Raw genomic sequence first — 26,788 nt, forward strand, 5'->3', positions numbered from 1 at the left:
TCGCATTGACGCTTTGTCGTCCATTTATCCAATCCCAGAGGATAAAGGAAGGAATATGTCGACAGGGAGACGATGATTTTGTCACTCTGTCCGATGCGGGGCGCCTGGACAAAATACTGCGTTCCGCATGTCCGGGAAGTCCCCGCGGACATCCGGAAGATGGCCGACGAAGCCGAGGGTATGTGAGATGAAGAACAGGTCCGAGATCCTTGCCATGTTCGAGAAGAGTCCCCTGATCACCTGCGACACCACGCTGCGCGACGGTGAACAGGCCGCCGGGATCGTCTTCGCGAACATCGAGAAGCTGCGCATAGCCAAGCTCCTGGACGAGATAGGGGTGCAGCAGATCGAGGCCGGCATACCGGCCATGGGCGGGGACGAGAAGAAGGCGGTCAAGGACATCGCCGGCCTCGGGCTGGAGGCGTCCGTCCTGGGCTGGGGCCGGGCCACCATAGAGGACGTGCAGCACTCCATAGACTGCGACGTCGATTCCGTATCGATATCCATGTCCTCCTCTGACATACACATACAAAACAAATTGATGAAGACCAGGGAATGGGTCCTGGAGAAGGTGGTGGAGAGCGTGGAGTACGCCAAGGACCACGGTCTGTACATCTCTTGCAACGCCGAGGACGCCTCCCGCGCCGACCCGGCGTTCCTGGTCCAGTTCGGCAAGGCGGCCAAGGAGGCCGGGGCCAACCGTCTGCGCTACTGCGACACCATCGGACTGCTGGAGCCGCGCCGCGCATACAACGAGATCAAGGCACTACGCGAGGCCGTCGATATGGACATCGAGATGCACACCCACAACGATTTCGGCATGGCGACGGCGAACGCCGTCGCCGGCATGCAGGCCGGGGCTAAGTTCGTCAGCACGACGGTGATGGGGATAGGGGAGCGCACCGGGAACACCCCGCTAGAGGAGATTATAATGGCCTCCAAGCACCTGCTGCACATGGACGTGAACTTCCACACCGAAAGGTTCCGCGAGGTCGCCGAGTACGTGGCCCGCGCCGCCGGTCGGGAGATACCCGACTGGAAGCCCATCATAGGCACCAACTGCTTCGCCCACGAGGCCGGGATACACACTGACGGCATCATTAAGTACCTCAGCAACTACGAGCCCTACACCCCCGAGGAGGTCGGGCTGTCCCGCAAGATCGTCATCGGCAAGCACTCCGGCCGCCACACCATAAAGCAGATACTGGCCAACAAGGGCATCGAGGTCAGCGATGAGCTGGCCGGGGACATCCTGACGCAAGTGCGGGCGAACTCCATCGCTCTGAAGCGCTCGCTGTCGGAGAACGAGCTGATCTACATCTACCAGGACTTCCAGTCCGGTCACTACAAGAAGACGAACTAGGTGCGCATCGCTCCGTTGATGGCTATCTCGGCGATGTCCACGCCGTACATGGTGGAACGGATGATGGAATCGAGCACCATGTTGGTGATGATGGCGTCGCGGCTGCTCTCGGTAAGAAGCCCGCGGCCGACCTTCTCGCACTTCCGCACAACGTTCCGGCCCTCGTCGATTATGGCGTTGGCCTTGTCGATGTCCTTGCGGAAGAGCGCCTCCATCCCCTTCTCCAGCACGCTCATGGCCTCGGCGCTCAACGTTTTCAGCTGGTCCGCTCCCTCCAACTTCTCCTCGTCCTCGGCGCTGAGCAATGCGTTCCGGGCTATGCGCACGGCGTGGTCGCCTATGCGCTCTATTCCCCTGGCCACCAGCATCAGGTCGTTGGAACCGAAGATATCGATGCCCATGCGCTCCCCCATCTTGCGGTCGCGGGCCACCAGGTTGTTCTGCTTCATGGCCATCCAGTACAGCCGGTCCACATCGGTGTCCCGGTCGATGACGTCCTCCGCCAATCCTTTGTCCTCTAGGCGCAGGGCCTCTATGGCATCGGCGTGCATGGAGCGGACGATGAGCTGCATGCGGCGTATGCATTTCTCCAGCGGCAGCTCCACCGGGTCGGACAGGTCGTGCATGATGATGCTGTTGGCCGTCTCCTCCACGATCTCCGGGCCTATGGCCAATCTGGAGAACTCCCGTACCGCACCTTTCGCGCTGGGTTCCATGCGTTCCTTGGAGCGCACCTCTATGACATTGTATCCCACCAGGTAGGCGCCTATGAGCTTGCGCGTAAGGTGCTCGACGCTCTCATCGCCGTTGGTCCATATCTCCTTCTTCAGGACCTCCCGCCGCTTGTCGGTGTGCGTGTCGAGTATGATAGTGCCGTCTGGCTGGATGGCCATGGATACCTGATCTCCAGGTTTCAGATTGGACGAGTCGGCCCATTCCTTAGGAAGCGAGACGGTCAGGGTGGAAGTACCGGTCTTCTGTACTCTGCGTAGTTCGGCTCTCATTTCGTACTCCTCATACCTTGAATATATTTAATACCTTAATGTATATACAATATATACAGAATATGTAAAAAATATTCTACTTACAGGTCAATGCCGCAGGTGCTCGCAAGTACCAGTTGCCTTTCTGTCCGGTCGGAATATATTCTATTTCGCTAACGAATATTAATCCCCACCTTCGTAACCCGATATCATGGAACAGAACAGCAGAATGAAAGGGACTGGCATATCCAGTGCTTATTGTTGGCGACCTATTCTCGATCCTCTTGAACGTAGTCGCTCGCCCTTCACCGCACCTTTTCAGTCTTTGAACAAGGAGCTGTAAAAATGGAGAACAAGACGAAATACGCAGTGATCGGCGTGGTCGCCATAATGATCGTGGCGGCCATCGGATTTGCCGTTCTCAATCAGGGCGAGGACGGGTCGATCACCATCACCCAGAAGGGGTCCGACACGATGTTGGAGCTCTGCCAGTATTGGGCCGAGGACTTCATGACCGAGAACGATAACGTTACCGTGGAGATATCGGGCGGCGGAAGCAGCACCGGTTTCACCGCCCTCATCAGTGGCCAGGTGGACCTGGCGCAAGCGTCCCGGCAAATAAAGAGCAGCGAGCTGGCCAGCGCCAACTCCAGCGGCGTAACCCCGGTCGAGTTCAAGGTGGCCATCGATGGAATATCGATAATCACCAGCGACGACAACACAATACAGAATTTGACCATGGAGCAGCTGCGCGGCATCTACAACGGCACGATCACCAATTGGAACCAGGTGGGTGGGGCCGACCATGCCATAACATTGTACGGCCGCCAGTCCACGTCCGGCACTTACGAGTACTTCTGGGAGGTTGTGCTGAAGAAGGAGAACTACTCCGCCAGCATGAACATGCTCTCCGGTAACTCGGCGATAGTGGCCGCGGTGCAGGGCGATGAGTACGGCATCGGATACGTCGGACTAGGTTACGCCAATGCCACCGGTATCGAGATAGTTGACCTGAAGGCGAACGAGAGTTCCACGGCTTTCTCCCCGAAAGATAAAGCCGCGGTGCTCGACGGCGACTACGCGCTGAGCAGGTATCTGTATATCTATAGCGACGGGACGCCCACGGGCGCGATCGCCGATTGGCTGGAGTGGATCCTGACCGCTGACGGAGGCCAGGCGGTGGCCGAGGAGGTCGGGTTCTACGCGTTGCCCAGTGATATGCTCAGCGAGCAGCTGGCAAAACTAAGCTGATCCAGCCTTCAAACATCTTCCCTGAACTTTTAAACCAGGGTTCAAAAAGGAGCGTTCGCGAATTGGCACTGAAATTACCGGTCAAGAGCAGGAAAGGGCGCGGGAGGCGCCGCATTGACCACGTCCCGTCCAGCGAGCGGGCCATAAGATACGTGCTGATGGCCGCCACCTGGATGTCCATCATAGCCTTGGCCGCGGTCTTCGCCGAACTGCTCCTGGGCGCCTTTCCGGCGTTCACCAGCATCGATATCATCGATTTCTTCACCGGGACGGTGTGGAACCCCTCCCATCCCCTCTATCCTCTCTACGGCATCCTTCCATTGTTCGTGGCCACGCTGATGGTATCGTTCGGGGCAGCCCTCATCGCCATCCCCATCGGCCTGGGATGTACCATCTGGCTGGCCGAGCTGGCCAGTCCCCGGGTCAAGGCCATCTTCAAGCCGGCCATCGAGATATTGGCCGGTATTCCGTCGGTCATCTTCGGCTTCTTTGCCCTGGTCATACTCTCGGAATGGATCGCCGTCATCTTCGACCCCATCAACAAACTGAACGCGCTTAACGGTGCCATAATGCTGGCGGTCATGATGATTCCCATCATGGTCACTGTCGCTGAGGATGCCATCAACGCCGTCCCGCGCAGCTTGCGCGAGGCCTCGTTGGCCTTAGGAGCCACCCGCTGGGAGACCATCCGCCACGTGGTCCTGCCGTCAGCCCTCTCCGGGATCGTGGCGGCCATCGTCCTGGCCTTCGGCCGGGCCGTGGGCGAGACCATGACCGTGCTCATGGCCACCGGGAACGCCCCCCTGCTCTCCTTCGACTTCCTGCGCTCAGTGCAGACCATGACCGCCGCCATCGCCATCGACTTTGGCGAGGTGGAGTTCGGCTCCGAGCACTATCACGTGCTCTTCCTCGTCGGTCTGGTGCTGTTCATAATAACCTTCATGATCAATTTCTTGGCCGACTGGATCACCAGGCGCTACCGGGAGGAGTACTGATGGACCGGAGGACCAAGGAACTGGTCTACTTCAGCGCCTTCCGTCTCTGCGCCCTGCTGGTGGTGCTCGCGTTGGTGGTGCTCATCGGCTACATCGCCACCGGCGGACTGGAGCGCCTAAGCGTCGAGTTCCTCACGGAGATGCCCCGCCGGGCCAACACCCAGGGTGGGATACTCCCGGCCATCGTGGGCACCTTCTACCTCATGGTCATCGTACTGTTGGTCTCCGTCCCCATCGGGGTCATGTCCGCCATATACCTGGTGGAGTACGAGCAGAGCTCCTGGATGGGCCGGGTGTTCAAGCTGGCCGTCTACAACCTGGCCGGCGTTCCGTCGATAGTGTACGGGCTGCTCGGCCTGAGTATATTCGTGGCCTACCTGGGCCTAGGCTTCTCCCTGATCTCCGCTGGACTGACCTTGAGCATAATGGCACTGCCATTGATGATCACCGCCTCACGGGAAGCGCTCGCCGCCGTGCCGAATTCATTGAGGGAGGCCTCCCTGGCCCTGGGCGCTACCAAATGGCAGACCATCTGGCATCACGTACTGCCCTACGCTATGCCCGGCATATTGACCGGGATGATTCTCTCCGTGTCCCGGGCCGCCGGGGAGACCGCCCCGCTAATGTTGACCGGGGTGGCCATGTCCCTGCAGACGTTGCCGGACAGCTTCTCCGACAGCTTCATGGCCCTACCGTACCACGTTTTCTACATGGCCACGCAATCGTCCGACCTGCTGGCCACCAGGCCCATTCAATACGCCACCGCGCTGGTGCTGCTGTTGCTGGTGCTGGGCATGAACCTGATAGCCATAGTGATGAGGAAAAGATATCGCGACAAGTACAAGTGGTGAACATGACGACCGCAATCCATACTGACGACCTGCACGTATACTTCGAGAAGAACCACGCCCTGAAAGGCGTGAACATGGACATACGGAAGAACGAGGTGACCTCGGTCATCGGCCCTTCTGGGTGCGGCAAATCGACGTTCATCCGCTGCATCAACCGCATGAACGACCTGATACCTGGGTGCACGGTGAAGGGGAAGGTCATCGTGGACGATCAAGACGTCAATAGCGATGAGGTGGACGTGGTGGACGTGCGCCGCCGCATCGGCATGGTGTTCCAGAAACCCAACCCCTTCCCTAAGAGCATCTACGAGAACGTGGCGTACGCGCCTCGGTTGCACGGGGTGACGGAAGAGGTGAACGGTAAGATACGCCGACGCAAGCACACTAAGAAGGAGCTGGACGAGATCGTGGAGAGGTCGCTGCGCCGAGCCGCGCTGTGGGACGAGGTCAAGGACCGCCTGGACAAGGGTGGGATGTCGCTGTCCGGCGGGCAGCAGCAGAGGCTGTGCATCGCCAGGACTCTCTCCATAGATCCGGAGATAATCTTGTTCGATGAGCCGTGCTCGTCCCTCGACCCCATCGCTACAGCGAAGATAGAGGACCTGCTGGTGGACCTGAAGAACGATTACACCGTGGTCATCGTCACGCACAGCATGCAGCAGGCCGCGCGCATCTCCGATAGGACGGCCTTCTTCTATCTGGGCGATATGATCGAGATGGGAGAGACCAAACAGATATTCGAGAAGCCGCAGAAGGAGCTGACCGAGCATTACATAACCGGGAGGATGGGCTGATGACGCCGAGGACGACCTTCAACCATGAGATGGAGGAGCTGAACAAGGAGATAACCGAGATGGCCAACGCCTCCAAGACGGCCTTCGAGAGAGCGGTGAGGATGATCACGGACACGGACTTCTCCCTGCGCGAGGACGTCCGCGAGCTGGACCATCGCATCTACGAGCTGAACGAGCAGATAGACCGGCACTGCCTGGACATTATTGCTTTGCATTCGCCGGTGGCCGGCGACCTGCGCACGGTAAGCGCCTGCCTGAAGATGATCGAGGACCTGAACCGCTTCGGCCGCTACGCCCGGGACATCGCCGAGCTCATCGACGACTTCGAGGAGGGTAAAGCGTTCAAGAGCTTCGAGTCGCTGCGCAACATGTCCTGTCTCGTCGTCGGTATGGTGGACGACGCGGTATACTCCTTCCTGCAAAGGGACGCGGAGAAAGCGTCCCACCTGCACGAGCGGGACGACGCCGTGGACGCCCTCTACGACACCATATTCCGAGAAATACTAACGTACATGATGGAGGACCCCCACAAGATCACTGTGGGCATCGACCTGATATTGGTCGCTCGCTACATGGAGCGGGTGGCCGACCACGCCTGCAACATCGGGGAGTACGTCTTCTATATGGTTACGGGCGAGCGCCTGGACCCCAAGGCCAGGTCCGGGAACCTGGAACCGGACGTCTGCTCGAGGACGCTGGACCATCCCGCGCCCCGTAACGAGCTGGACGAGAAGTGAGACGCATCGTACAGGACGCCCAACACCCAAAAGACATAATACTGTTCAGTTCCCATGACCAATCGGAGATATTCATATGAGCGAATGCCGCAGGAAGGCCGAGAAGGCCGTCAAGGAACTGGGCGAGCAGATGGGCGGTTACGTGCCACCGACTTTGCACCACATCAAGAACAACCACCCCGCCCTGGCGGTCATCATCAAGGACATGGACTGCGTGATCAACACCGACGGCGCCCTGGACCGCAAGACCAAGCGCCTCATCGCCCTGGCCTGCGTCTCCGTGCGCATGTGCGAAGGCTGCATCTATCCGCAAGCGAAGGTAGCCAAGAACTGCGGGGCCACGCGCGAGGAGATCATGGAGGCTTTGAACATCGCCGTGCTCACCGGTGGCGTGCCGTCCTGGTCCACCGCCAGAGTAGGCATCACCGAGCTGTTCGAGGAGTGGGACGCCGAGGATGCCGAGAAGGCTAAAATGAAGGCTAAGAAAGCTCCGGCCAAGGCCAAGCCCAAGGCTAAGAAGACAACGGCAAAGAAGTGAACCAGTCACTTCTTTATTTTCCCTTTTTTATCCTTTATTATATTGTAAAATTTATTCTTATATTAAAAAAGCTTTTATAATGCATGTCCATCACATCACTCTGGAGAAATCAATTTGGCCTATAGACCCAACAGGAACAAGAGCAAGGCGGGAAAACCGAATCGTAACCGGGACCGAGACCGAGACTCGACCCGTGTCGGTATGCTCAACTTGCGTCGCCTGGGGGAGTTCAGGTACGATGTCCGCGAGCTGTTCGTGCAGAACCAGATGGACCCGGACCTAGCCACCACGTTCCTGGCCAGCATTATTGCGAAAGCCTCCCGCCAGAGCATCAGGGAGGCCAAGGACTTCGTGCGCGACCAGATGGACGCCACGATCATAACCAAAGAGGTCTCCGACGGCATCTGCTACCTTTTGGACCGCTACACCAAGTACCAGACCCAGCAGACCGGGGATTAAGGGCTTCCATCATCGCTCCATTCTCACTTTCTACCGATTCTCGTTTTTCTCAAACGCGTCGATACTTTTATCTTTAGACCGAAATATCAAATTTCGGGGGAAGTGGAGACATTGTCCAACGATTCGAAGGTCTGGCAGGTACTATTGGTAGCCGCGTTGATGGTCGGGACGACTTGGGGGGTTCTGCTGATCGGCGCGCAGAATGAACCAGACGAGCCCGGCCTGCCATCATTGGAACCGATTATGCTGACTTACGAGGTCGATGGCACTTACAACGGCACCGAGGTGAACGGCTCGTTCGAAATGCAGATCACGATCAGCGACGACAACGGTCTGGGATATATCGCGGAACAGCACAACGTCACCGGGAACATCGGCGACCTGGCCTATTATTCCTTCGGGATCCTGGGCTATGGGACCTATCTGGACGATGCTTTCTTAGAGACGCTCTGGGGGGAGAAGGCGATCCATAGGTATCTGGAATTCGCCATCATCCTGCCCTCGTTGATGTCCTCGGTGTGCGTGTGCCATCGGGGAGCCCACACCGGCCTGGCCTATCGCGTTTACCTGATAGCCCCCGATATGAGGGTGAAATATGAACTGGTGAACATCAGCATCACCGGGATGGAGGAGCTGGACCTGAACCACCGCGGGGACGCGCAAGGGTTCCCCCGGGCTCGCCACGTGGACGTGGAGATCGTCGGCAACAACTTCGTCGGCAACAGCGACGGAGGGCCGGTTTGCCTGGTAGAACCTAACGTGGGCGAAGATATCCAGTTCAACTTCACCGCCACCAACTACACATGCCTCATCTGCGACGAGGAGGACATCTGGAACATGGTGAACGGCGGAGAGTTCCAGTACAACACGGATTGGTCGGTCGTCGGCAATGGCAGCGTGGAGTTCCTGATCGAGGACCAGATGGTGTACTATATGGTCTTCCCTACCGAGGAAGGTCCCGGGGCGACGGCGCATCTGCTGATTACCGTTTTGGACGAGTAGGAGTAACTATTAGGGTCTGAGGGCTAGAACGCCCTCATACTTTCAGTTCATTCCTCCAAGATGGTAATATTGATCTCACCATGTGGGGTCCCGTCGCCATACTGCCCAATGTAGACCAAGGTCAACCCCTCCCCTATTTCAAATTCCAGGCTACCGTTACCTATCAAGGACCGTTCCTCGTCATAAATGTAACTATGTCCCTCGACCATGGCCGATATGTCGGCTCCGCCGATGGTGTACAGTGACGTGTTCATGGAATTGAAATGCACGACATAGTCCCGTCCCTTAGGGGGCTCGAATATCGTCCAGGCCGAGCCTGCTCCCATTATGAAGGCCTCATCATTCCGCAGTTGACGGGAATGGGTCACGATGGTGTTCTCCATCACGTTCCTATACGTATTCTCCAGATCCAGGTCCCAGATGGACGAGAAATTGGCCTGGCTTAGCTTGACCTCTATGTGGTAATCGGGCTTTATCAGATCGGTCCGGTAGATGAGGTCGGAGTCGACCCCCCGATATTGCACCGACATCCCCGCCACCTGGTCCTCGTAAAGGAATCCTAGGTATCGGTCGACCGCCTTCGTTCCCCACGGCGTCTCAATCGTGACCGTGTCCAAATAGCCCATGTCCCCGGTACCGCGGCCTTGGGGCAGCCCCTCATAATCATTGACCAGGTCCTCGTACCACCATCTGACCGTTGAGAAGTACCAATCACCATCTATGTGAAATTCGACTCCGTACTCCCCCAGGGATTGTATCTGGTAATTATTTCTGACCGTATAGGTCAGAGCGCCGTATTCGGGAAGGGACGGCGCCTCGTTCTCCCCGCCTATCATGAAGGCCGCTCCCCCGGTTGCCACGATCAACGTAGCTACTATCAAGATCGCCCCGTTCCTCGAATGATCGGATACCAATTCAGCTTCCCTGAAATTCACAGTCCTCGAGCAGATAATAAAACTATCTTCTGATTTTAATTTTTATAAAAAGGCAACTTGTTAATAATATTCACTGATAATAATAGATATTGAAATGGATTGAAAGGGTTTATTTTCCTTTGGCGGCCTTCCAGGCCTTCTCCAGGTCCTTGCGGGCGACGGTCTCCAGAACATATTTTCCGAACTGCTCGCCGGTAGCGCCGTCGGAACGTCCGGTGATCTTGACCTTCTTTTCGAACTGAGTGCACAGGTCCAGGGTCATCTCCAGCTTGCTGGCCTTCTCCACATAGCCTACATGGTTAAGCAGCATCGCCGCAGCCTTTATTATCGAGCTGGGGTCGGCGTATTGGGCGCGCCCTTCCTCCACCATGCGCGGCGCGGTGCCGTGTATCGCTTCGAACATAGCGTAGCGCGAACCGATGTTGGCGCTGCCTGCCGTGCCTACGCCGCCCTGGATCTGAGCGGCCTCGTCGGTGATGATATCCCCGTACAAGTTAGGCAGCACCACGACCTTGAACTCCGAGCGGCGGTAGGGGTCTATGAGCTTCGCGGTCATGATGTCGATGAACCAGTCGTCCCACTTGACCTCCGGGTACTCCTTGGCCACGCGCTCGGCTGTGCTCAGGAACTTGCCGTCCGTTTTCTTTATCACGTTGGCCTTGGTGACCACCGTCAAACGGTTCGAACCGGTCTTCCGTGCATGCTCGAAGGCCAGGCGTATGATGCGCTCGCACCCTTGCGTCGTAGCTACGGTGAAGTCGACGCTTATGTCGTCGTCCACGTCCACGCCTTTGCTTCCCAGGACGTACGCCCCCTCGGTGTTCTCCCGGAAGAATATCCAGTCTATGTTCTGCTCCGGGATGCGCACCGGCCGCACGTTAGCGAAGAGGTCCAGCTCCCGGCGCATAGCGATGTTAGCGGACTCGATGTTCGGCCAGCCGTCACCTTTCTTTGGCGTGGTGGTCGGTCCCTTCAGAATGACGTGGCATTTCTTGAGCTCCCTCAGCACGTCGTCCGGGATGGCCTTGAGATGCTTCACCCGGTTCTCGATGGTCAGGCCGTCGATGGTCCTTATTTCTACCTTCCCGGCCTTGATCTCGTCCTTTAAAAGCTCCCTCAGCACGTTCTCCGCGTGCTTGCAGATATAAGTCCCGATGCCGTCGCCGCCGACGACCCCGATGACAATTTTGTTCAGTTTGGAATAATCCGTCCAGCTGGCGGAGGCCTTCATAGCCTCCACCCGGTCCAGCTGCTCCTTCAGGATCTTGCCGAAATGCTCCTTGGCGGCGTCAATGTCAACGTTCGTCATCTTGACCAGGTGAAGGCTATCGATGAACGCATATTACATTTTTGGCCGAGAGGCGTTAATATGACGATTAGAACTTAGGAAAAACATCATCGCATAGGTGTGCGGTGGCTATAGAATTTATCGGCGTCCGGAAGGGACTGGTGGAGGATCAGATCGATAATCGTTCTGGGAGAGATAGTTTATGGGATGGGATTCGGTCCTCCGGACGCCTTAGCCTACAAGGCTAGGAATATTCGTAGTTCCGCGTTTATAAAGGATTGCCCGTCACTATCAAAAGGTTAGAACGAACCGTCCTTCACTTGGCCTTCCCCTGACTGGCCACCGCGTCCATGGCCTTCCTCACCGCATCCTGGTCTCCCAGGTAGTAGCTGCGGACCGCCCTCATGTCCTCGTCGAGCTCGTAGACCAGCGGCACGCCCGTCGGTATGTTCCGGGAGACGATCTCGGCGTCCGGAACGTTGTCCAAGTACTTCACCAGGGCGCGCAGGGAGTTGCCGTGGGCGGCGATGATGATCCGCTTTTCGTTCCTGAGCTCCGGAACGATCTGCTCCTTCCAGTAGGGGACGAAGCGCACAACGGTGTCCTTCAGGCACTCCGTTCCGGGGATGTCCTCCTCGGACATGTCGGCGTAGCGCCGGTCGTGGATGGGGTGCCGGGGGTCGTCCAGCTCCAAGACCGGCGGCCGAACGTCGTAAGCGCGCCGCCAGAGCAGAACCTGCTCCTCGCCGTACTTCTTGGCCATCTCGGACTTGTTCAGCCCTTGCAGCGCCCCGTAATGCTTCTCGTTCAACCGCCAGGATTTGTGAACGGGTATCCAGGAGTGGTCCATGTCCTCGAGGACGATGTCCAATGTCTTTATCGCCCGTTTCAGGACGGAGGTGAACGCCAGATCGAACTTGTATCCACCATCGATAAGCAAGCGGGCAGCCTCGTGCGCTTCCACTACTCCCTTCTCAGAAAGGCCGACGTCGGTCCAGCCGGTGAAGCGGTTCTCCTTGTTCCAGGTACTTTCCCCGTGGCGAAGCAGCACTACTTTAATCATCGCTATCCTGGCAACATATCATCCAGGGCATAAAAACGCTTTCGCTTGATAAAATACCACCATGACCTGCATTGTGAGGCACGGTCTTTCCGTTCAATCATCGCTCATCCATTTTACAAGGTCGTTGTCAGCGATGGAAAAAGGGAAGAAAAAAAGTTTGCATCATTTCGCTTTTGGAGTATACGATTTTGTGCTGAGATTGGTCACGGTCAGGGTTTTAGTTTCCAAATCCACCTGGACCCTTATGGTTATGTGCAAGCCCAAGGACGGTATGTAAAATTCCATGTCCTTGGGGTGGCCATGTGGGTTCATCTTCGGATCAAACACGTATTTAGGATCCGGCGAGCAACTATCACCAACCTTGATCTGTCCTGCTGGGCAAATTACCATCTTCGAACATTCCCCCATTAATGGTATTTATTAAATTTACGGTGTAGTTTATAAAGCTTATTTAAATGAAGAGAAAATTATTTATATGGCGTTAACGGAAAAGCTCTAATTGCCCGTTAAAACAATGTAAACTCAGGGGGAACATGGGCAAGAGGATCCGCCTTTCCATGGTCGGCCGGGAGGGGGAGTTCGAGAAGTTCCAATCCCAGTTGGCCCAGGTCATTTCCGGTCGAGGCTCGACCATATTCATCTACGGTGAGGCCGGCATCGGAAAGACCAGGCTAGTCGAGGAACTGGGTAAGTTCTGCGACATCACCGGATCCAAGATGCTGATCGGACACTGCCTGCCAGGAGCTCCCACACCATACCTTCCGTTCATGGAGGCCATGAGGGGCGAGGGGTTGAAAGGCGCGGACCGCTGCCGGGACCTGTGCGGCTCGCCGCCGGACAAGATAATGTTCGAACTACTGGACTGGTTGCGTTCCTTATCCGGGGCGTCCCCCTTAGTCCTGGTCCTGGAAGACCTTCATTGGGCCGACACCAGCACGGTACAGCTGATGCACTTCCTAACCCGCAACATCGGGGACCTGAAGGTCCTGATGGTCGGCACGTTCCGGCCGGAGGAGATCGGCCCGGAAGGGGAATCTCCACATCCTCTGGCCGAAGCCCTTAGGGTCATACGGAGGGAGGGGGCCTGCCGCGAGATTGACCTAAAGCAGCTGCGGGAAGGGGATGTGGAGCAGCTCATCAACCTGATGCTCTCCGGCCGCTGTCATCACAGCTTCGTGGACCTGGTGACCAAGGAGACCGGGGGGAACCCCCTCTTCGTCATCGAGGCTATCAACCTGCTCCTGCAGACCAAGGACCTGGAGAAGCAGGAAGGGTTCTGGAACGTGAAGGGTAGGACCGCCCTGGACGTCCCACCCACGGTCAGGGAGGTGGTCCTACGGCGGGTCGAACGCCTGTCCAAGCCGCGCAAGCGCCTTCTGGAATGCGCCTCCGTGGTCGGCATGAACTTCGACATCGACACGCTGTCGGACATACTCGGTAACAACCGCCTGGAGGTCATCGAAGCGCTGGAGGAGCTGGAGAACCCTCATTCATTAGTATACTCGGTCCAGCAAGAGGACTTCGCCTTCAGCCACGAGGCGGTGATGCGGGCGGTCTACGAGAACATCAGCGAGATCAAGCGCAAGGAGCTGCACCACATGATCGCCCGGCGGCTGGAAGCCCGACCGCTGGGTCTGCAGGAGCGCTGCGCCCTGGCCTATCACCTAGACCGGGCGGGGGATGCCGATAAGGCCTATCCCCACCATCTCATCGCCGGGGAGGGCTGGCTCAGGTGTATGGGCATATACGAGGCCGCCCCCCACTTCAAGATCGTGCTGGACCATACCAAGGAGCATCACGAACGCCTCACCGACCGGTTGAGAGCGCTCGAGGGCATGGCCGACTGCTATTACAACGAGGGTGACTACCAGTCCGCCGACGACTTGCTAAAGGAGTTCATCGCCCTTTCCGGAAAGGACGCCATCTGCGCCCGCATACTGCGCAAGAGGGCGGAATGCTGGGGCCCGGCCCGCCTGGGCAAAGGGTCATCGGACACCTTCCTGCAGCTCCTGGACCAGGCGGAGGGCTGCCCCCTCATCAATGATTTCGAACGTGGAGAGATCGCCTCGGACAGGGCCCTGCATTTCCTGTGGCAGGGGGACTACTTCTCCGCCAACCAGCACAGCCGGCTGTCCGAGGAATGGTTCGATAAGAGCGGTGATAAGGAACGCTACATGAGCCAGCTGCTGCAGCACATCTTCATCTACCTGTCCCTCGGGGACATGTCCCACGCCCACGGCAACATCGACAGGGCCAACGAGGTGCAGAGGACGGTGGGCGGGAGAGTGGGGGAAGCGGAGATCAACTGTACGCTGGCGGAGATACTCCTGCAGGAGGGCAAGTACCGGGAGGCGCTGCAGGCCTTCGGCCGGGGCCGGGATATGACCGCGCAGTTAGGGGATCACATCGCCATGTGCTGGTGTCAGATCTACACGGCTCTGGCGCACCGCCTGCTGAGCGAACAGGAGGCGGCGGAGAAGGCGGCGGACCTGGCGGTGCAATACACGGAGGAGGTGGAGATTCCATACACAGTGGCCATGGCCCTGGGGGTGAGGGCCCTGGTCAAAATAGGGTTTAAAGCATTGGACGAAGCCAGGAAGGACCTGGAGAAGGCCGAGGGACTGATGCAGGGCATGAAGCCCGGGGTCAAGATGCAGGCCCCCGGGTTCGTGCGGGGGGTGAGGGCCCTGCTGACCGCCATGGACGGGAACGAGGCCGAGGATTATTTCGTCCAGTCCCTGAAGCTGTTGCAGGGGGCCATGACCAGTCTTCTGTGCGAAGCGCTGGTCCGCACCTGGTACGGGGAGGCACTGGAAAAATGGGGCCGCAAGGGCGAATCGATAGAGCAGTACGAACGGGCCAATGGCCTGTTCATACTCCTTGGCAACCAGTCAGAGGGGTCCAAGGTCTCCCGGTCCTTGCGGCTACTGACCGCACCGGAAGGGGAGGTGGTCATTGCCAAGTGACAAGCTTTATTGCTTAAAAATAGCTAGTTTTTCCAATCGCTCGTGGGGGGTACGGTAATGGACGAGAGGTCAGAACAGATCACGTTGAAGGTCCTGCGCACGTTGCGCGAGGTCTATCCGGCCAAGGTGGACGAGATCGTGCTGGTGGCTGCGGTGCAGAAGGATGTCTCCGGGGCCAGCGTGGAGATGATCTCCGGCATACTGGATGACGCGGTGGACCGCGGGTACATCGAATCGATCATGGCCGAGGGCGTGGCCGGTGAGGGCCGCTGGTTCAAGATAACCGCCCGCGGGATCGAACGCTTGCAGGAGCTGGAGATGCGCACCATGCCCGCGGACGTGCAGACCATCATGGAGCTGGAGCGCCGGATGGTCGGTACCTATGAAAGAGTGCACGAGGACCTCGAGCGCATGCGCGGGGAGGTGGAGGAGCGGGTCACCACCCTGAGCAAGGAGATGGAGGACATGGAGGGGAAGATACAGGACCACGACCAGGTCATCAAGACCTATTTTGTGCGGGTCATCGAGACCTTTGGGGTCTTCGTGGGCATATTCGCCGTGGTGGTCGTCTCCGTCCTCAACCGCTACGACGAGGCCGCGGCCAACATCGTGGACAACCCCGTCTCCGCCCTGATATTGGTGCTGGGGACCCCGTTGGCCGTGCTCTTCGTGGTGCTGGTGATGCTCTATGGCATCAAGAGGTTCGTCCTGCAGCCGGTTAAAAAAAGTTGAGAGCGCCCATCACATTCCCACCCGGGGGTACAGGCGCCCCCCGATGATTATCAGGACCGCGGCCATGACGGTCAGCAGCCCCAGGTCCAGAAATATGCCGAACTCGCTTACGCCGCCGACGACCATCGAGCCCCGCAGGGCGTCCACCACGTAGGTGAGGGGGTTGCCATAGGATATCACTTGGAGCCATTCGGGCATCATGGAGATGGGGTAGATGGCGTTGCTGACGAAGAAGAGAGGCATGGTGATCATCTGGCCGATGCCCATGAACCGCTCCCTGGTCTTTACCAGGCAGGCGATGATCAGGGAAAGGGTGGCGAAGATGGCCGCCCCCAGAAGGACTATTACCACGACCAGCAGGACGTCGAGCGGGTTCAGGATCACGTGCACACCTAGAAGGACGGCCAGCACGAAGACGATGAACGCCTGCGATAGGCTGCGCAATCCCGCGGAGAGCGCTTTCCCGGCCACCAACGCCGTGCGGGGCGTGGGGCTCACCAAGAACTTCTGTATTATGCCTAGGTCCCTCTCCCACACTATGGATATGCCGTAGAATATGGAGATGAAGAGCACGCTCTGGGCCAGGATGCCCGGGGTCATGAAGTCCAGATAGGGCATTTCGCCGGTGGGGATCGCTCTTACTTGGGCGAGCACCTGCCCGAAGACCACCAACCAAAGCACTGGCTGCACCACCCGGGTCAGGAGGTCGGCGGGATCGTGCCTCAGCTTGCGAGCCTCCAGCTCAGTTATGACCAATGATTTTTTGATGAAGGCCCGCAGGTACGCCAGTATTCCGCCGGACGCGGCACTACCCGAGGCGCCTGGCGGTCTGCCGCTCGCGTTGGATGTCACGATAGTTCCCTCCCGTTCCTATAGTGTTCCCGGTGAAATGGATGAAGGCGTCGTCTAGGTTGGCCGCACCCGCTTTTTCCTTCAGCTCCTTGGGGGTGCCTAGGGCGATCAGCTTGCCCTTATGCATGATGCCGATGCGATGACAGAGGGCGTCGGCCTCGTCCATGAGGTGGGTGGTCAGGAAAATGGTGGTCCCGAACTCCCGCTGCAGGTCGCCGATCATCTCCCATACCGCCCTCCGGGCCACCGGGTCCAGGCCGATGGTCGGCTCGTCCAAGAACAGTACGCGGGGACGATGCAGCGTGGACTGGGCTATCTCCAGCCGGCGGACCATTCCTCCGGAGTAGGTGCGGACCAGCTTGTCCCCGAACTCGCTCAGCCCCATGTAGTCCAAGGCCCGTCTCACCCTCTCTTCCAGCTCCTTTCCCGGCACCTCATAGAGCTTGCCGAATATCAACAGGTTCTCGTAACCGGTAAGGCTGGCATCGGCAGAGAGCAGCTGGGGCACGTAACCGATGGTCCGGCGCACCGCCGACGGCTGCTTCACCACGTCCAGACCGTCCACCAAGGCCTTGCCGGAGCTGGGCGGCAAGAGGGTAGTGAGCATCTTGATGGTGGTGGTCTTACCGGCGCCGTTCGGACCTAGCAACCCGAACACCTCCCCATCTGCCACCGTGAGGTCCAAGGAGTCCACCGCGATGAACTTGCCGAAACGCCGGGACAGCCCTTCGGCCTGGACCGCTAGCATAGGGGAGCACTCCGTCCGCACTGAACATCCTTCTTTCTCATATCCATTCGTAGCGGCACCCCATGGGACGCCAGATTATTTACCGGTTTGCCGGGGTTTGAAGAACCCGGCCCTTTCCATCGCTTGGCGAGCGACAGCATTGCTCGGCCCGTCCCCCCTGGCCACGTTGACCGAGACCCCGTCCCCGGCCGCCTCGGCAATCCTGCCCACACCGTGATTGGTGAAGCCCGGACACAACAGGAACGATTGCACGCCATCTCGAACCAGTTCCCGGCACAGCTCCACCGCCTGATCCTCGTCCCTCACCAGCACGGTGGTCAACTGGTAGAGCGAGGTCTCGACCACGGTCCTGTGCCGCGACGGCTCCGCGTCCGGGGTCATGGCCACCATGGCCACCATGGCCGCTCTGAACTTATCCTTAGTCATACATGGAACATGGCATCGCCAGATTATTAATTGACGGGCAGTTTTAGTTATCACGGTCGATCGAATTCTAACCGCTCAATATCGAGAGAAGGTAATATAAGCCGTTCAAAATCTATTTCATACGGTCCTTGGGAAGAGGACGAGGGGAAAGGTGATTTTTACGAAGGGTAAGATAATAGCCTTAGTTCTGGTGATATTAATGGGCCTGAGCCTGGTGTCATTGGCGCCCGGGGCTCAGGCGGATACCGTGGATTGGGTTCTGGAAGGGCAAATTCCCGGGGAGAGGTCGGCTTTCGTCTGGGCAGAGCTTCCGGATGGACGCATCTTCATGGGTCTGGGATTCAACTCCTCTTCGTATCAATATAGAAACGACAGCTGGATATTGGACCCCTTCGAGATGACCTGGACAAGAATGGCCGATGCGCCCTATGGTATGGTATCGACCACCGCAGCTTACCTTGAAGGCAAGGTGTACGTCTTCGGAGGGTTCGACTCAATCGTCGGTCCCACCACCAACGTGCTGATCTACGACGTGGATGCGAATGCATGGAGCACCGGTCCGGCCTTGCCCGCCACAAGTTCTCACATGAAATGTGTCGCGGTCGACGAACGGCACATCCTGGTCGTCGGTGGCGAATCATCGAGCTGGGTAAAGTGCTACCTGTTCGATGTGGAAACCCAGATATTTAACACGGCCGATGATCTCCCGGACGGCAGGGCCGGCGGAACATTGGTCACGGTCGCCGACATTGCATACTATTTTGGTGGATGGACGTCTGGCTATGTCACATCGGATAGCATATTTGGTTATGACGTGGTCAATGACAATTGGTGGACCGCGGACGAGCTCCCAGAACCCATGGCCGGCATGGCCGGGGTACTTGGGAGCGATGGGCTGATCTACCTTCTTGGAGGAGCTCTGAACCCAGCGTGGGGTGGGGCGAACACAGAACAAGCCATCGCCTGGGACCCCGTTGACAAACAGTTCATCGACCTGCCCGATCTGGCCGAACCATTGAGATTTGCGGCGCCCTTCGAACTGGCTGATGGCCGGATAATGTACTTCGGTGGCCACAACGATGACCTGGGCAATCAGAACGTCTACTCCATTAAGGCCTGGAATATCGAGGCTACCTTGGACTCCGACACCGTGGGGCAAGGGGAGAGCGCCTGGCTGAGCCTAAACATTCACACCAACTTCGCCAAGGTCAATGATTTGTATGGTACCGTTTACCTGATGGCCATGGGCGTGACCTTCGCCACTTACTACATCGAATCTCAGGGGGGCATGGTCAGCCTGGAGATACCTATATCTCAGGAGACGCAACCGCTCGGCTACGTATTGGTGTTCTCCGATGTTGGTTCTAACTGGGTGCAGGATTTCACCATTGAACCGTTGGCCCTGACGGTCACGGACACCCCGTCCATGCAGGACCGCTTGAACGATCTGCAAGAACAGAACCATGCCTTGCAGGATCAGTTGAACGAGACGCGGGACGAGCTGAAGGAAGCGACGGACGCCAAACTGGACGCTATGATTGGCTACATAATATTGATCATAGCCCTGGGCGCCCTAGTGGTTGGCGTCATAATCCTAGTACGTAAGAAGTGAGCCTAAACCCCTTCCTTTCTTTTTTATCCGTTCAACCAGGACACGATCCCCTGGATGTCCTTGGTGCCCGTGGGAATGGATAGTACAGTCTGGCTACGCGGTAGGATGACCCCTTTCCGCCACTCCCCCTCTACCAAGAAGAGGACCTTGGCGTCGAACGTAGACAACCTCCCGGACAAAGACAGTAGCTCCCCTTCCCGGCCGCCGGTCAGGTCTACGATGAGTCGCGCGGCCTTCAGTTCCTGAACGGACCGCATCGAAGAGACGAAAAGGACGGACTCCTCGGGCGTCACCAGGTGCGGCAGGAAGCCGAAAAGCTCCTGGTTCATGAGGTACAGGTGCTCCTTGACCTGGTAGACAACCTCCACGGTGTCCTTCTCCCGGTTCATCGTGCCGTAGATCACGGATTGGCCAGCCGCGGAGAGCGCCTCGGCTACGGTCGCCTCCGGCGGCTTGGAATGATAATCGCCGCAATCAGAGAAAATGACCAGGTGTTTGAAGTCCTCCTTCCGCCGCACCTGGCCCAGGCGGTCGATGACCTCCTGATTTTTCAACGGCCTCAGCTTCCTGCGCACCTTCCTTTTGAACAGCAGGCGAGAGCGTTTGTCCCCTTTCAGGTACTCGTCGCGGAACATGCGAAAGCCTCGGGAGAACCGGCGCTCCTTGCGCATGGCGTTGCCCTTGCCGCCCTTTCCCTCCAGCTCCCGAGCTTGATTGATAAGATACTCGAAGCCCTTCAAACGTACGGTGATCCGTTCCACCTCGGGCGAGCCGGGGTCCTTTTGCAAGAGCGCCTCGACCTCCCGACGCATCTGGTTGTAGTACGCCAGGGTCAGGTCGTTGAACCGCCAGGGCTGCCCGTGCTTCTTCTCGTAGCGCTCGCGGTTGCGCTCGAAGAGCGCTTGATAGTCCTTCTCCACCAGCTTCTTGAAGGACAGGCTGCCCTTGTGATAGATGAAGCATCCTTCGTTGATCACCAGGCGGTAGCCGGCCTTCTTCACCCTCAGGCAATAATCGTCGTCCTCGAACATGCCTATGCTGAACTCTTCGTCCAGCAGCCCGACCTTGTCCAGGACGTCGCGACGCATTGCCACGCAGTAGAAGCCCAGCTTCTCCGTGTCGAAGAGATGCCCCTTGTTCTTCGCCGTGTAACGCCCGGCCACCTCCACATAGTTCTCTTCGTTAAGGGATGGGAGCATGATCATCTGCTCATTCCCAGCAGAGTTAGTGACAGGGCACATCAGGCCGATGGAGCGGTCCCTCTCCAACGGCGTCAGCAGCGCGTCCAGCCAGCCCGGTGTCATCAATGTGTCGTTGTTCAACAGGACGATGCGGTCGCCGGTGGCCGCGCGCAGACCGTCGTTGTTCCCGCCAGCGTAGCCTTTGTTGCTCTCGTTCAGGACCACCTTGACGTTGCCATGCTCCTTCTCCACCGTGCGCAGGTAATCAGACGTGCCGTCGGTGGAGGCGTTGTCCACCAGGACCAGCTCGATATCGTCAGCGTTCGTGAACTTGAAGATGCTCTCGACGCAGGGGACGGTGCCCTCCTTCAGCTGGTTGTAGGTAAGGACCACTACGCTCGCTCTCATGGCCACCCTTCCCCATCAATCCGTGTTCTTTAGAACCTTTCGCTTCCTCTGGCCGGACCGCTCCATCTCCTTCAGGTGGTTGGCGATGTCCAGGAAGCGCTGGTCCCAGGAGCTGTTCCGGGCCACCTCGATGCGCTTGGCCCTCAGGGCCTCGTCGTTTTCTCCTAATGCGGCCAGGATCCCCCTCTCGAACTCCGTGTCCCCCTCGTAAAGGTAGCAGACCTCGGCGTACCGCTCCATCTCCGGCAGCCGGACGCTTACGACAGGCTTGCCACTGCTGATGTACTCGTAGAACTTGACCGGGTTGGTGGCCATGGTCAGGGGGACCACCCGGAAGGGGATGATGCAGACGTCGAAGTAATAAAGGTAGCCGGGCAGGTCCTTGTACGGCAGCTCCCCCAGCAGATGGACGTTGGACAACCGTTTCAGCCCGTTGACATCACAACCAAGGGTAGAGCCGATCAGCACGAAGTTCCATTCCGGATGCTTCTCCGCGCAACGGGCCACTACCTGCGGGTCGAACCATTCGGAGATGGCCCCGTGATAGCCGATTATCGGCCTCTTCAGGGAGTCGAGCTTGCCGTTCGGGAACAGGGTGTGGAACATGTTGAAGTCGGTGCCGTTGCGCACCAGTATGGTGCTATCGTTGAACGCCGCCGCCTTCTCGTAGAGCTTGGCCGAGCTGGTGACCACCAGATCGGCCTTCCCCATGAGCTGCGTTTCCCGTTTCACCACCTCGGTGGCGTTGTTGCTGAAGCCGGCGTGGTCGTCCATGCAGTCGAAGATCAACGTGCCGGACACACGGGAACGGCACAGGTCGGCCAGCTGCCCCCATCCGGGGAACTGCACCAGGTAGGTGACGGACTTGGCGTCCAATCGTCTCAGCACGCCCAATAGCCCGTGCGCAACATTGTTGAGGTCCGCCCCCCGGATACGATCCTGGTAGACGTTCAGCTTGTTGAAGGAGCTCAAACGGAGCTCGTAGATGTGCTCCCGCAGCTTGCCCAGGGTCACATCCTTCAACGCCTCGGCGTCGTTGAGGTACCGGGCGCCCTTCGGCGTCAGGTCCATGTGAACGAAGATGACCGTGTACCCGTTATCGGCGAAGCGCGACACCAGCTGCTGCGGTCTCTGCCAGCGGAACTCCCAGGGTATGACCGGGAAGACCACCAGGACCTTCCGTCCGTCGGCGTTGGCCTCCACCTCCTCGAGGTTGGACGGCTCTGAACGATAGAACATGCCCTGGACCTTGGAAGGGGCCAGCTGCAGGGTCACGCTCTTGAACGTGGCCACCAGGCCGTCGGACTTGAGCTTATCTACAGCCTGCTTCTGCAGGCGAGCGAACTTCTCTATCCTTCCGATGGAGGGGATGCTGTCCAGGAACTCCAGCCGCAGCTGCATGCTGCGGGCCCAGTCGGACATGGTCATGAGTTCGGCCTGCTTGGCCATGAAGCGGTCGGTCATGTCCTGCAGGCGGACGAACTGCTCATCGCGCTGTTGAATCGCCTCGGTGATGCTGGCCTCGGCCTCGGCCAGCTCGATGTCCTGCCGCGCCATGGCCTCCCGGGCGATCAGGAGGTCGTTCTGGCTGATGTTCAGTTCGTCCCTCATTTGTTGGGAGAGAATCCTCTCTCCCTCCAGCTCATCGATCAGCTGATGATTGCGCTTCTTCACGTCCTCCAGTTCCCAGGTGGTCTGAACTAGGCGTTCCTTTTCCTTCTCCAGTTCCTTAATGAGCTGGAAGGCGTGGTCCCGTTCAAATTCCATCTGGGCCTGCACGGCCATCTTACGCAGCCTCTCTGATTCCAGATCAACCCGCAAGGTGCCCAACAATCCGTCTTTATCTGCCAGTGACGTTTCGTAACGGACGATGGCGTCAGCCATCTCGCCTAATTTCTTTTCCTGGTTGTGGAGTTGATCATCTTGTAAACGGGCATTAAGCAGCATCTCGCTAAGAGCGGTCTTTGTAGCATCCAGCTCCAATCTGACAGAGTTTAGCTGTTGCTCCCGGTCTTGTAGGAAGGTTTGACTTGCCAGCTGATGAGACCTCTTACAATATTGCGGGGGAACCATGTGAGAACGGTCCTTTCCAAAAACCATGTCGATGAACTTTTCGCACGCCTCTCTATACACTCCCCACAAATCCTTGGGGATCTCTAATTCCATAAGGGCCTCTGGGAATGTCAGCAATGGTCCTAATCTCCGCTCTTGTTTCAGAAAGAGGACGTACAGGGCACGATATAGAACAAAAGACCGGGGGACATGGGAATCGAACACCCATTCGTGATCGGTTATCCAGTAACGCCCGCTCCCGTCAATGATAATATTATCGAAGGTCAAATCGAGGTTTGTCACGGGCATCAGGTCGATCAAGAAGGATTCTGGTACATCTTGGAGAAGTTCGTTCACGAATCCTTCGATACTCGCCCTTCCATCCACAGATCCTAATGAAGCCAGATAGGTCTGGTACTTTTTAAGCAGACCGATCAAGCCTGCCCGATCGTTCCTCTTCGCCAGGGTTAGAAGGGCTTGCTCGAAGGAGGCACCTTCAATATAATCGAACTCCACGGCATCGTCTATTACAGTGCCCGATGGTATGTTGGCATCTGTCAGCTTATCCCTCAACAACTGACCGCCTCTAAAAATATTGATGATGTGAGGTATCCCTTCTGGTGAAAGAGCTCGTTTGAGGACCTTACGACCTTCAGACGTGGACAGGACGGTCGTTTCAGTACGGTACGAAGAAAGTCTTTCCCGATTGTACTTAATAAAGTCGATCCTTCGCTGGGTCATGGTTTAACGCCTGCAGAACACCAGGAATGAATTGGCCATCAGAGAGTATGCCCCGTTCATCAATAAGCTGTCGCACGTTAGACCCTCATCGAACAGGGCAAAGCGCTCCTGATCGTAGTTAGGTGACATTTTGCCCATATCGCCAATCGAAGGAAGTAAACGGTCGGAATAGATGCATTCTGGCAATTTGTAATCTGGATACGGATAATAGAACTCTAGGTCTGAGAACCCTGTCTCCACGAGCATATTTCTTATCTCTTCCCGTCCGAAAGTGCGAAATCCCTCCTCTCCAGGATATCCCTCCAATCCTTGGAACAGTACGCCAGAGTGGTCCTCCGGTGTCCCAGCCCAATATTTCAATCCCAGCTTGTTCTCTATGGCCAAGATCAAAGTACCGTTGTCCTTAAGCGCGGAAATGGCGTGTTTAAGCATTTCCTGATAGGGTTGGGGGGAACGTTGGTATATACCAGCGTATTCCAGGACACCAATCAGGGTGACGTAATCGAACCCCTTCAAGCCACCAATGTTGTCGAACTTGCCAGCGTATACGGTCAGGTTCTGCATCGTGCTGTGCCTGGCTGCTATGATGCTTGCCCGTCGCGGAGATATTTCCACGGCGGTCACCGAACGAACTTTTTCACAGAACAGGCCAGTTAGAGCTCCGCAGCCCGCACCAATTTCCAGCAACGACGCCTCCTTCGAGAAAGGGTACCATTCCAGAAGGTTCTTCCGTCGTTGGTCTAGATGATATAGTACAGCCCATCGCTGGTCATGGCGTATCGCATCTTCGAGATCGTTACCCGATCTCACCAAGGTGAGTATGTCCTCCTCAACATCACCATCAGAATATTGGTCCTGGTCGCTCACGTGGTCCAAGATCAATTTCGGTCCATTGTTCATAGAACCTTCACTCCCGGAGGTCTGAAGTTGTATTGTTGGAATTCATATGGTGATATATACTTATTGAAACCCGGGGAACTGGAATAAAATAATAAATGGGTTGGCGGGTCCGCTCAGCGGAAGATTGGAATTGCATAGAAAAGAGCTGTTTAATGATATCACTGGGGCATGGATCAAAGAAACTAATAATGAAACGATGTAAATCGTCATACATCAAGGCGACCTGTTCGATTATACTTTTTGGCTCTGACGCTAAACTGATGTTTCTATCAGAAATGATGGTTAGCCAGTTATTCTATATCATTCACTGGTAAGAGCTGTTGATATAGTTTGGCGTCAAAACCATTAAGGTTGAATTTGCCCATCATGAAGTCCGTTTCATTCAATTCGAAATGAGCAAAGAGGTCGAGCGGAGATATTCATATGGAAGATAGGAAGGTAACCCGGGTCATTTCGGTCATGCTCTTATTAATGTTACTGTCTGGTTCGTTCCTCGTCATTGCTGGGGATACGGTATATGCAGCCCAAGAAGGTGACTATACGTATACGATAGACGAAGGAATGGCCACCATAACAGGTTATACCGGCACGGGAAACAACATTACGATCCCCGACATGCTCGGAGGATGTCCTGTCGTGACCATCGGCAATAATTCCTTTTCTGGTCACGACTCCTTGACATCTGTGACCATCTCAGGCAATGTCACCACCATCGGAGAGGGTGCTTTCTCCGCCTGCCCCAACATAGTATCGGTGTTCATCCCGAGCAGCGTGAACACCATCGGCATGGGAGCGTTCCTGTATTGCTATGCCATGGACTCGATAGATGTTGACGCGGCCAATCAGAACTTTACTAGCGTCGACGGGGTGCTCTACAACAAGAACGTGACAATCCTGATACAATTCCCGGGCGGAAAGGCTGGCGAGATGGTCATCCCTGAAAGCGTCACCTCCGTCGGTTCGAGAGCGTTCAACACCTGCCCGTTCCTGATCGGCATCACGATCTCCTGCAACGTGACGACCATCGAGGAATATGCCATCGTCCAATGCGCATCTCTGAGATGGATCGATGTGAATGCATCGAACCCGTCCTTCGCCAGCGCCCTTGGCATGCTTTATGATAAGAATTTAACGACCCTGATCCAATGCCCGGGCGGAGCGTCTGGCGAGCTGGAGATCCCTGAGAGCACGTCGGCCATCGGGAACTGGGCCTTCGCATATTGCCCTTCATTGACCTCGGTCACCGTTCCCGGTAACGTAACGACCATCGGTTTCGGGGCGTTCCATTCCTGTACGTCCCTGACAACCATTACGTTCCTCGGTCTGGTGGCGCCGGTACTGGTCGGGGACCTGTGGATCGCGGAGACCGACCCGGAATTGCGGGGACACGCATACGCCGCCTCGAACTTCCCGATGCCTGGGGAAACCTTTTATGGACTGGAGATGGGAGAGGTCGTCCCGATCGTTCCCAGCGCACCTCTCGCAGTCTTTGCCGTTCCATATGATGGACATACCCTCTTAATGTGGGGGCCCCCCATCAGCGACGCGGGCTACGCCATCGCGAACTATTCGATCTATCGTTCGGTCGCAGACACCAGCAATTACAGTCTGATAGCCATCGTCCCATGTTATGTTTATGTCTACAACGATACCAACCTGACCAAGGGAGAGATGTACTGGTACAAGCTCGCAGCCAACAATGTTAACGGCGAAGGCGTTCATAGCGTTGGCGTGTCCGTGACCATCCCTTTGGATGATGAGGCTACCAGCGTCAATCCTATCGTGATCTATGTGGCAGTGGTCGCGATTATCGCAATACTGACCCTAATATTGCTTATGATGTATAAACGTAAGAATACGAATTAGACGATGATGGTCAAACACCTTCCATTTTCCTTTTATATACTATGG

Annotated in this window: 24 protein-coding genes; 13 read left to right on the forward strand and 11 right to left on the reverse strand. The window is 57.0% G+C overall.

All coding sequences use genetic code 11. The features are described from left to right. Positions 1–81 precede the first annotated feature (81 nt). Entirely contained in the window at positions 82–216 is a 135-nt protein-coding gene (locus NT131_03460) for a hypothetical protein (GenBank protein MCX6650700.1), read from the reverse strand. Here NT131_03460 and nifV point away from each other — a divergent pair. Then, complete coding sequence (gene nifV, locus NT131_03465; protein ID MCX6650701.1) at positions 215–1,363, forward strand: homocitrate synthase; 1,149 nt, start codon at positions 215–217, stop codon at positions 1,361–1,363. The two genes, NT131_03460 and nifV, sit on opposite strands and share 2 nt — an antisense overlap. On the opposite strand, the gene NT131_03470 is transcribed toward nifV, so the two are convergent. After that, complete coding sequence (locus tag NT131_03470; protein MCX6650702.1) at positions 1,360–2,367, reverse strand: phosphate uptake regulator PhoU; 1,008 nt, start codon at positions 2,365–2,367, stop codon at positions 1,360–1,362. The genes nifV and NT131_03470 overlap by 4 nt on opposite strands. 324 nt (positions 2,368–2,691) lie before the next feature. On the opposite strand from NT131_03470, the gene NT131_03475 reads away from it, so the two are divergent. From NT131_03475 to NT131_03510, 8 genes are all read left to right on the forward strand, one after another. Beyond that, entirely contained in the window at positions 2,692–3,597 is a 906-nt protein-coding gene (locus NT131_03475) for a phosphate ABC transporter substrate-binding protein (protein MCX6650703.1), read from the forward strand. A gap of 62 nt (positions 3,598–3,659) precedes the next feature. After that, positions 3,660–4,592, forward strand: a complete 933-nt coding sequence (gene pstC / locus NT131_03480) for a phosphate ABC transporter permease subunit PstC (GenBank protein ID MCX6650704.1) — start codon at positions 3,660–3,662, stop codon at positions 4,590–4,592. Then, a complete protein-coding gene (pstA, locus tag NT131_03485; protein MCX6650705.1) occupies positions 4,592–5,443 on the forward strand; it encodes a phosphate ABC transporter permease PstA in 852 nt (283 codons plus the stop codon). Before pstC ends, pstA begins: the two co-directional genes overlap by 1 nt. 2 nt (positions 5,444–5,445) lie before the next feature. Beyond that, a complete protein-coding gene (gene pstB / locus NT131_03490) occupies positions 5,446–6,237 on the forward strand; it encodes a phosphate ABC transporter ATP-binding protein PstB (GenBank protein MCX6650706.1) in 792 nt (263 codons plus the stop codon). Beyond that, complete coding sequence (phoU, locus tag NT131_03495) at positions 6,237–6,974, forward strand: phosphate signaling complex protein PhoU (GenBank protein MCX6650707.1); 738 nt, start codon at positions 6,237–6,239, stop codon at positions 6,972–6,974. Before pstB ends, phoU begins: the two co-directional genes overlap by 1 nt. Before the next feature lie 76 nt (positions 6,975–7,050). Then, the gene (locus NT131_03500) at positions 7,051–7,512 is read left to right on the forward strand and encodes a carboxymuconolactone decarboxylase family protein (GenBank protein MCX6650708.1); all 462 of its coding nucleotides are present in this window, start codon (positions 7,051–7,053) and stop codon (positions 7,510–7,512) included. Positions 7,513–7,626: 114 nt separating this feature from the next. Next, positions 7,627–7,971, forward strand: a complete 345-nt coding sequence (locus tag NT131_03505; GenBank protein MCX6650709.1) for a hypothetical protein — start codon at positions 7,627–7,629, stop codon at positions 7,969–7,971. A gap of 111 nt (positions 7,972–8,082) precedes the next feature. Continuing rightward, positions 8,083–8,973: a hypothetical protein gene (locus NT131_03510; GenBank protein ID MCX6650710.1), complete on the forward strand. Its 891-nt coding sequence runs from the start codon at positions 8,083–8,085 to the stop codon at positions 8,971–8,973. Between the two features lie 47 nt (positions 8,974–9,020). Here the strand turns inward: NT131_03510 and NT131_03515 are convergent, their stop codons facing one another. From NT131_03515 to gpmA, 3 genes are all read right to left on the reverse strand, one after another. Next, a complete protein-coding gene (locus NT131_03515) occupies positions 9,021–9,854 on the reverse strand; it encodes a hypothetical protein (GenBank protein MCX6650711.1) in 834 nt (277 codons plus the stop codon). Positions 9,855–10,017: 163 nt separating this feature from the next. After that, positions 10,018–11,217 carry an isocitrate/isopropylmalate family dehydrogenase gene (locus tag NT131_03520; GenBank protein ID MCX6650712.1) on the reverse strand — a complete coding sequence of 400 codons (1,200 nt, stop codon included), beginning with the start codon at positions 11,215–11,217 and terminating at the stop codon, positions 10,018–10,020. Between the two features lie 295 nt (positions 11,218–11,512). Continuing rightward, the gene (gene gpmA / locus NT131_03525; GenBank protein MCX6650713.1) at positions 11,513–12,259 is read right to left on the reverse strand and encodes a 2,3-diphosphoglycerate-dependent phosphoglycerate mutase; all 747 of its coding nucleotides are present in this window, start codon (positions 12,257–12,259) and stop codon (positions 11,513–11,515) included. Positions 12,260–12,792: 533 nt separating this feature from the next. Between gpmA and NT131_03530 the strand changes: the two genes are divergently transcribed. Further along, positions 12,793–15,225: an AAA family ATPase gene (locus NT131_03530; protein ID MCX6650714.1), complete on the forward strand. Its 2,433-nt coding sequence runs from the start codon at positions 12,793–12,795 to the stop codon at positions 15,223–15,225. Positions 15,226–15,282: 57 nt separating this feature from the next. Continuing rightward, the gene (locus NT131_03535) at positions 15,283–15,957 is read left to right on the forward strand and encodes a hypothetical protein (GenBank protein ID MCX6650715.1); all 675 of its coding nucleotides are present in this window, start codon (positions 15,283–15,285) and stop codon (positions 15,955–15,957) included. Positions 15,958–15,966: 9 nt separating this feature from the next. Here NT131_03535 and NT131_03540 read toward each other — a convergent pair whose 3' ends face one another. The 3 genes from NT131_03540 to NT131_03550 form a co-directional block, all read right to left on the reverse strand. Then, positions 15,967–16,809 (reverse strand): ABC transporter permease, encoded by an 843-nt coding sequence (locus NT131_03540; protein ID MCX6650716.1) that lies wholly within the window; start codon positions 16,807–16,809, stop codon positions 15,967–15,969. After that, the gene (locus tag NT131_03545; protein ID MCX6650717.1) at positions 16,766–17,557 is read right to left on the reverse strand and encodes an ATP-binding cassette domain-containing protein; all 792 of its coding nucleotides are present in this window, start codon (positions 17,555–17,557) and stop codon (positions 16,766–16,768) included. The genes NT131_03540 and NT131_03545 overlap by 44 nt, the downstream gene beginning before the upstream one ends. Before the next feature lie 75 nt (positions 17,558–17,632). Next, positions 17,633–17,983 carry a DUF6506 family protein gene (locus NT131_03550; GenBank protein ID MCX6650718.1) on the reverse strand — a complete coding sequence of 117 codons (351 nt, stop codon included), beginning with the start codon at positions 17,981–17,983 and terminating at the stop codon, positions 17,633–17,635. Positions 17,984–18,134: 151 nt separating this feature from the next. On the opposite strand from NT131_03550, the gene NT131_03555 reads away from it, so the two are divergent. Then, a complete protein-coding gene (locus tag NT131_03555) occupies positions 18,135–19,595 on the forward strand; it encodes a hypothetical protein (GenBank protein ID MCX6650719.1) in 1,461 nt (486 codons plus the stop codon). Between the two features lie 23 nt (positions 19,596–19,618). Here NT131_03555 and NT131_03560 read toward each other — a convergent pair whose 3' ends face one another. From NT131_03560 to NT131_03570, 3 genes are all read right to left on the reverse strand, one after another. Continuing rightward, positions 19,619–21,184, reverse strand: a complete 1,566-nt coding sequence (locus NT131_03560) for a glycosyltransferase family 2 protein (protein ID MCX6650720.1) — start codon at positions 21,182–21,184, stop codon at positions 19,619–19,621. 15 nt (positions 21,185–21,199) lie between these two features. Beyond that, positions 21,200–23,068: a glycosyltransferase gene (locus NT131_03565; GenBank protein MCX6650721.1), complete on the reverse strand. Its 1,869-nt coding sequence runs from the start codon at positions 23,066–23,068 to the stop codon at positions 21,200–21,202. 912 nt (positions 23,069–23,980) lie between these two features. Next, a complete protein-coding gene (locus tag NT131_03570) occupies positions 23,981–24,877 on the reverse strand; it encodes a methyltransferase domain-containing protein (GenBank protein MCX6650722.1) in 897 nt (298 codons plus the stop codon). Positions 24,878–25,300: 423 nt separating this feature from the next. Here NT131_03570 and NT131_03575 point away from each other — a divergent pair, with 423 nt between their 5' ends. Continuing rightward, the gene (locus NT131_03575; GenBank protein ID MCX6650723.1) at positions 25,301–26,743 is read left to right on the forward strand and encodes a fibronectin type III domain-containing protein; all 1,443 of its coding nucleotides are present in this window, start codon (positions 25,301–25,303) and stop codon (positions 26,741–26,743) included. The last annotated feature ends 45 nt before the right edge of the window (positions 26,744–26,788 follow it).

Source organism: Methanomassiliicoccales archaeon, assembly GCA_026394395.1.
GTDB lineage: Archaea > Thermoplasmatota > Thermoplasmata > Methanomassiliicoccales > UBA472 > UBA472.